6 protein-coding genes are annotated in these 6,848 nt (G+C 49.6%); 5 read left to right on the plus strand and 1 reads right to left on the minus strand.

What is annotated here, in order from left to right; translation table 11 throughout:
* Positions 1-64: 64 nt before the first annotated feature.
* The 4 genes from guaB to H1S01_RS15020 all read left to right on the plus strand — a co-directional run bounded on the left by guaB (position 65) and on the right by H1S01_RS15020 (position 4,743).
* The gene (gene guaB / locus H1S01_RS15005; protein ID WP_188041237.1) at positions 65-1,507 is read left to right on the plus strand and encodes an IMP dehydrogenase; all 1,443 of its coding nucleotides are present in this window, start codon (positions 65-67) and stop codon (positions 1,505-1,507) included.
* 15 nt (positions 1,508-1,522) lie between these two features.
* On the plus strand, positions 1,523-1,888 hold the full coding sequence (locus H1S01_RS15010) for a hypothetical protein (protein ID WP_188041231.1): 366 nt from the start codon (positions 1,523-1,525) through the stop codon (positions 1,886-1,888).
* A complete protein-coding gene (locus H1S01_RS15015) occupies positions 1,885-2,700 on the plus strand; it encodes a Cof-type HAD-IIB family hydrolase (RefSeq protein WP_188041232.1) in 816 nt (271 codons plus the stop codon). Before H1S01_RS15010 ends, H1S01_RS15015 begins: the two co-directional genes overlap by 4 nt.
* A gap of 276 nt (positions 2,701-2,976) precedes the next feature.
* Positions 2,977-4,743, plus strand: a complete 1,767-nt coding sequence (locus tag H1S01_RS15020; RefSeq protein WP_207732359.1) for a ribonuclease J — start codon at positions 2,977-2,979, stop codon at positions 4,741-4,743.
* A gap of 781 nt (positions 4,744-5,524) precedes the next feature.
* On the opposite strand, the gene H1S01_RS21615 is transcribed toward H1S01_RS15020, so the two are convergent.
* Positions 5,525-5,935 (minus strand): tyrosine-type recombinase/integrase, encoded by a 411-nt coding sequence (locus H1S01_RS21615; RefSeq protein WP_341479110.1) that lies wholly within the window; start codon positions 5,933-5,935, stop codon positions 5,525-5,527.
* Between H1S01_RS21615 and nrdD the strand changes: the two genes are divergently transcribed.
* The gene (nrdD, locus tag H1S01_RS15025; RefSeq protein WP_243237357.1) at positions 5,817-6,548 is read left to right on the plus strand and encodes an anaerobic ribonucleoside-triphosphate reductase; all 732 of its coding nucleotides are present in this window, start codon (positions 5,817-5,819) and stop codon (positions 6,546-6,548) included. The two genes, H1S01_RS21615 and nrdD, sit on opposite strands and share 119 nt — an antisense overlap.
* Positions 6,549-6,848 lie beyond the last annotated feature (300 nt).

Genomic DNA, 6,848 nt, shown 5'->3' on the forward strand with positions numbered 1-6,848 from the left:
AATGATGGTCAAAGAGGAAGGGTATCTTTGGAAAGGAGATGTCGCAGTTTTGCGTGACTTAGGAATGATTCGAGAAGGACTAACATTTGATGACGTTTTACTGGTCCCTGCTAAATCAGAGATATTGCCTCGGGAGGTTGAAACCTCTACGTGGCTGACGCGGCGGATCCGTTTGAATATCCCCCTCATGTCTGCGGGTATGGACACGGTGACCGACTCTCGAATGGCCATCGCCATGGCGCGGGAAGGCGGTATCGGTGTCATCCACAAAAACATGACCATCGATCAACAGGCTCATGAAGTGGATCGGGTCAAGCGTTCAGAACATGGGGTCATCACCGATCCCATCTACTTAACGCCGAAACATAAAATCAATGACGCACTGGCCATCATGGAACGCTACCATATCTCGGGTGTGCCGATCGCCGATGAAGAGGGCAAGCTCGTCGGTATTCTGACCAACCGGGATCTGCGCTTTGAGACGGAATTCACCCGCCCCATTAGCGATGTCATGACAAAAGACAATCTGGTCACCGCTCCTATAGGGACTTCTTTGAAAGAAGCGAAAGATATTCTGCGCAATCACAAAGTAGAGAAACTGCCCATCGTTGACGCAGAGGGACATTTAAAGGGCCTAATTACCATTAAAGATATTCAAAAAGCCCGCCAGTTCCCCAACTCCACAAAAGATGAGCGGGGACGTTTGCGCGCTTGTGCCGCTGTAGGCGTCACCATAGATACGATGGAGCGGGCCCGGGCTCTTGTCGCTGCCGGCGTGGACGCTCTCGTCGTCGACACTGCCCATGGTCATTCACGGGGTGTATTGAATGCGGTCGAAAAACTGAAAGAGGAATTCCCGCAGGTCGATATCATTGCCGGCAACGTAGCCACTTATGAAGCAACCATCGATTTGATCAATGCAGGCGCCGACTGTGTCAAAGTCGGCATCGGGCCGGGCTCTATCTGCACCACCCGCGTTGTCGCTGGTATCGGCGTTCCCCAGATTACAGCGATTGCCGACTGTGCCCGTGCCGCCCGAGAGAAAAATGTTCCCATCATCGGCGATGGAGGCATCAAGTTCTCCGGTGATGTCGTCAAAGCCATCGCCGCCGGTGCCAACGTGATTATGATCGGCAGCTTGCTCGCCGGTACCGAAGAAAGCCCTGGAGACATCGAAATCTACCAAGGCCGGAGTTTCAAAGTGTACCGCGGCATGGGTTCCCTTGGTGCGATGAAAGAAGGTTCCAAAGACCGTTACTTCCAGGAAGACGATAAGAAGCTCGTCCCTGAAGGCATCGAAGGCCGCGTTCCCTACAAAGGATCCCTTTCTGATACGGTTTTCCAACTCATCGGCGGACTTCGTTCCGGCATGGGCTACTGCGGATGCCGGAACATCGATGAATTGATGACGAAAACCCAATTTATCCGCATCACCGCTGCCGGTCTGCGGGAAAGCCATCCCCACGATGTGACCATCACCAAAGAAGCACCGAACTACAGCCTATAGTAAAGGAATAAATAGATGGGAAATTATTATCTGGCCGGAACAGAATACGTCACATCGGACCCAAAAGAAATGGTTTTGGCCGACGCCTTGGCGCCCCTCCTGGGGCGCCGGGGTACCTTTAGCTTAAAAACGGGACAGCATACATCCATTTGGCGGGGCCTATGCACGGTCGAACGAATTGTCCGCCGGGAAGAACGGATTGAAGAGGGACATTTGACAGTCGATCAAGTGGCTTTTCAAATGCTTTCCCAAGAAACGGCTCCGGGGCAAGGAAGTTGGGAAATCACCTTTCCCGTCGATCAGTTTATCGCTGTGGAAGAGTACCCTCGTGAGTTATCGATTCTCTTTCAAGGTTATACCTGGTCCTGGAGGCCGGCATGAGTTCGATCCGGCTGGTGGCCATGGACTTGGACGGTACTCTGCTCGATGAGAAGCGAACCGTTCCTGAACCGGTACGCCAACGGATCGCTGAACTTCAGCAAAAGGGTGTTTTATTCACCCTGGCCACCGGAAGGCTCTTTCCGTCGGCGATTCGCTATGCCCGGCAATTATCCTTGCAAACGCCGATCATCGTCTGTAACGGCGCCATGATACGCGATTTATTGGAAGACCGCATGCTTCATCATCTCGCCCTGAACCGGGAGTTGGCTCTCGAGGTTCTCCGTTTGCTGAAGGACCGCGGCCATGATGCATTGCGGTTTTCCTTTTATGGTGACGAAGTACTGACCGATACGCCTCATGAACAGACGGAAAATTATCAGCAAGGATTAGGTGTGTCCTTTTCGAATGTAGCCGATCTGAGCGAACACCTCCTACAGACACCGGAACAACATCCCACGATGCTCGTCTTGATGACCGATCCGGCGGTTACCCGTCCCTTGACGGCGGAGATTGCAGAAAAATTGGGCGACTCGATCTTTGTCACGAACTCCCATGATCACTTTGTGGAGATCCTCCACCCTAGAGCAACGAAAGGCGAGGCTTTAGCTCAACTGGCCGCATCCTTGTCCATTCCCAGGGAATCAGTCATGGCCATCGGTGACAACCGTAACGACCTGAGCATGATCCGCTGGGCCGGTCAAGGGGTGTTGGTGGCCAATTCTCCTCAAGAGATTCAAGGCGATGCCGATTGGGTCACATCGGCTTCTCGCTCCTGGGGCGTGCTGGAAGCCTTAAATCGTTATTTTGAATAAGAACACCTCGGGATCATCGTAGTGATAAGCAGGAATTGAAAAGGCATCGTCGAAAAATCAAAGTAATGGATAAATAATCCTGATATTTTTCGTTCATCTTAAAAAGCTGAGCTCTTTGCGGATTGTGCCTGGACCGCTGTGGGTCGATTTGAGGAGTCTGTCGATGAACGACGGCAGGCCTTATGAAAAATTGATGGATATTTGGGACTTTTTGATCAAAAACTTTAACTATTACTATCCATTTGAAAAAGTATTCCGTTGATTAGAGGAGTAACCATGAATACGACACCGGAATCGACTCCGAACACGACCCCCAAACTTCATGCTGCCCGGGCGAAAAAAGGCTATCGCCCTCGCCGGAGCAAGCCAAAACCGAAAACTCAATCGACACTATCCACCGTATCTGTCATCCCCCTCGGTGGCGTCGGTGAAGTCGGCAAGAACATGTGTGTCATCGAATATGGCGATGATATGATCGTCATCGATGCAGGTGTTAAATTTCCTGGCGAAGAACTGCTGGGCATCGATCTCGTCATCCCCGATATCACCTACCTCATAGAAAATGTCGATAAGATTCGGGGCATTTTCTTAACGCACGGGCATGAGGACCATATCGGCAGTCTGCCTTTCGTACTGAAGCAGATTCAGGTTCCTGTCTACGGCACGCGGCTCACGCTCGGCTTGGTAAAGAACAAGCTGACCGAACACGGGCTGATTCGGGAAGCGGAACTGCATGAGATCACTGCCGACGATGTGATCAACACGGGCCCCTTTCAAGTGGAATTCTTCCGGGTCAATCACTCCATTCCCGATGGGATCGGAATCGCCATCCGCACGCCCGCCGGGCTGATCGTTCACTCCGGTGACTTTAAGCTCGACCAAACGCCTGTTGATGACAAGGTGCTGGAATTCAATAAACTGGCACGCTATGGCGACGAAGGGGTATTGCTCTTCATATGTGACTCTACGAACGTGGAACGGCCGGGGTACACTCCGTCTGAGCGCACCGTGGGGGAGACCTTCCGTTCCGTCTTCGCCCAGACGGATAGCCGTATCATCATCGCCACCTTTGCCTCTAACGTTCACCAGATTCAACAAGTCATCGACACCGCTGCCGAGTTCAACCGCAAGGTGGCCGTTGTGGGCCGGAGCATGGTCACCGTAGTCGATGTATCTCAGCAACTGGGCTATTTGAACGTACCCAAAGGGATGCTGATCGAGGCGGAAGAAGTGGATCGTCTACCCGATAATCAGGTGACGATCATTACGACAGGTTCCCAAGGGGAACCGATGGCCGCCCTCACCCGGATGGCTACCAATAACCACCGTCAAGTGGCGATCCGCCAAGGTGATACGGTGGTCATCTCAGCCACTCCGATTCCCGGGAACGAAAAGCTGGTGGCCCGCACCATCGACAATCTTTTCCGTATCGGTGCCGATGTCATCTATAAAGACGTGGCCAATGTTCACGTGTCGGGACACGCAGCCCAACAAGAAATTAAGCTCATGTTGAACTTCTTGAAGCCGAAGTTCGTCATTCCCTTCCATGGCGAATACCGCCATCAAGCCACCTTTGCCAAACTAGGGAAGACCATGGGCATCCCGGAAGAGAATATTATTCGTTGCAACATTGGCGACCGGATCGAAGTAAACGCTGAATTGGGCCAGATTACAGGCTCTGTCGAGTCTGGAAGCGTCTTTGTCGACGGCATCGGTGTCGGCGACGTAGGCAACATCGTACTCCGGGACCGCCACCACTTAGCCCAAGACGGCGTCGTGATCGCTGTCGTAACTATCGACAAAGAAAACGGTAACGTACTGGCCGGACCGGATCTGGTATCGAGGGGCTTTGTCTTCGTCCGTGAGGCCGGAGATATGCTCGGTGAAGCGAAGACGCGGGTCAAAGAAGCGTTGACGACTCGCAATACAGGCACGACCGAATGGTCTGTATTGAAAAACTTGATTCGTGATACGCTCAATGAATTCTTCTATCAGAAAACCAAAAGAAGACCGATCGTTCTGCCGATTATCATGGAAATATGACGTAAAAAATTAAGAAAATGCCCTCTTGAGTTAACTAGATAATACTCAAGAGGGCATTTTGCTTACAATTTTTAGGTTTATAGTAATCACAAGCTATGGAAAAATCTCCATTTGCGTATTTTTTGTGACACAAACGCTGTTTAACAAGAGCAAAGTTATTATTTTAACAGGGATTTTATTATTAAAGTATATTTTCAGAAAGATATTTAATTCGGATCGAGTAAAACCTAGTTAGTTCTATTGACGACTAAAATTAAGGCCTCTCTCTACAGGAACTTTCATTATTTAGAATATCTGTTTCTTGAGAAGAAAGAAATGCGTTAGAATACACCTCAGACTGATTGGGTCAATAGAGTGCAAAAGTGAGCTTGACTGTAAGACAGACAAGTCGAGCAAGGATGAAAGTCGGGCTAAGTGATCCGGCACTATTGAGTGAAAAAGCCGTAGCGAAAAGGATAATAGCTACCGTATCCTGAAACTGAAGGGTTGGGCTGTTTACCCATTAAATCGGTACGTGAGTTGGGTTCACAACGTCGTGAGAAAGTTTGGTCCCTATCCATCGCAAGCGGAGGGACATGATGTACAACAAAAAACAGGACATTTCATCTCGGACTCGACCGTACACCTATCGCCACGGAGTTAAAGTTCCGATGAAATGCTATCATTAGGCGGGGTCGCTTTTTTTGTTGGTGTTATTGAGGTTGACGCTACATTAAGTAAAGCAAATTCGTAGGCCGTGGTAATTTATGTTATTAGGTAGGCGATTATTATTCGCCCACCGTCATACCCAACTCAGTTCCTCAACGGCCCTCGCCAAGTCATCTTCACCCGGCATTGTATAACGGCTGGTCATCGACAGGTTCGGTGAGCCATCGCTTTTCATGTGGCCCATTAACCGAGCGATCACATCCATCGGGATTTTCCGGATGGTTAACTCATGGGCGAAGGTGTGCCGTAGCGTATGGCAGGTTAGATGTTCAATCCCGGTAAGCTTGGCGTATTTCTTGACAATGCACTGCACAGAAGCAAAAGATCGAAAAGACTTTTTCCGTCTGCTAAATAAGCGGTTAACTATGAATCGAGACCTGCTGTTAGTCCATCGGGAAGAAATTCTGCGGCGACGTGTGGAAAAGGGTTTTCTAAAGTTTTTCAAGCCTCTAGGATGGTTTACTCTGGATATGCTGTTTTCCACTATCGGAATCCATGGTCAATATGAGATGTGCCACTTCTTAGGGATTCCAATGGAATCTCAGGATGGTCAGGATTTCGTAGAGGAAGTGCTAGTTAAAACCGAAGAATATGCTCAGGCTTTTAGTCAGGAAACAGGGTACTCCTTCAATACTGAAGAAATCCCCGCTGAAAGCACAGCCGTTAGCCTAGCCCGAAAGGACCAGTTGGTGTTTGGAGATAAGCAGCCTTTTGAGTTGTATTCGAATCAATACATTCCGCTAATCGCCGATATGGGAACCATGGATAGAATCCGTTTGACCGGGCGTTTTATGAAGCATGTAAGTGGTGGCGGGATTCTTCACTTGAATGTACAAGAGCAAATTACCGAACCAGCAACGATGGAACGGCTGCTACGCATCGCCTTAACGGAAGGTGTCGAGCATTTTGCAATCAACTACGGTTTCGGCATCTGTAAAGAGGGTCATACGTCGTTCGTGGGAACAGGGGAAATCTGCCCCATCTGCGGATCTCCCATTACAGACTATTTAACGCGGATTATCGGTTACTTTACCAAGGTCTCTAGTTGGAACGCTACCCGGAAAAACTACGAGTACCCTAAAGCCCATGCCAAATAAGCGACGGTCAAAAGATTGAAGAACCCTCGCTTGATAAGTGGTCGGACGTATCCTCCGATATGATTGGGCGGACTTTGCTGTTGGTCGTGACGAAAAACTGGCCTCCATGATTAGCGGACGAAGTCGCCTGTCGGTTTTTTGAGCAGACTGGCCTCTATGTGAGTCGATAAATTCCATAAGTTGCGTGTGAGTCAAGAAAGATAGTTTTTGCTGGGTGAATATAATACTACCTTTGGCCTGACCTTGTATCTCAAAACAGTTTTTTGCTTTTCTGGCTCAACTTTTCTTACATCGGAAAGA

It is taken from the genome of Heliobacterium chlorum, from assembly GCF_014502795.1.
GTDB lineage: Bacteria > Bacillota > Desulfitobacteriia > Heliobacteriales > Heliobacteriaceae > Heliobacterium > Heliobacterium chlorum.

Coding starts and splice junctions, on each gene's coding strand:
- guaB (WP_188041237.1), top strand. CDS start 65: ATGATTCGAGAAGGACTAACATTTGATGACGTTTTACTGGTCCCTGCT.
- H1S01_RS15010 (WP_188041231.1), top strand. CDS start 1,523: ATGGGAAATTATTATCTGGCCGGAACAGAATACGTCACATCGGACCCA.
- H1S01_RS15015 (WP_188041232.1), top strand. CDS start 1,885: ATGAGTTCGATCCGGCTGGTGGCCATGGACTTGGACGGTACTCTGCTC.
- H1S01_RS15020 (WP_207732359.1), top strand. CDS start 2,977: ATGAATACGACACCGGAATCGACTCCGAACACGACCCCCAAACTTCAT.
- nrdD (WP_243237357.1), top strand. CDS start 5,817: ATGAATCGAGACCTGCTGTTAGTCCATCGGGAAGAAATTCTGCGGCGA.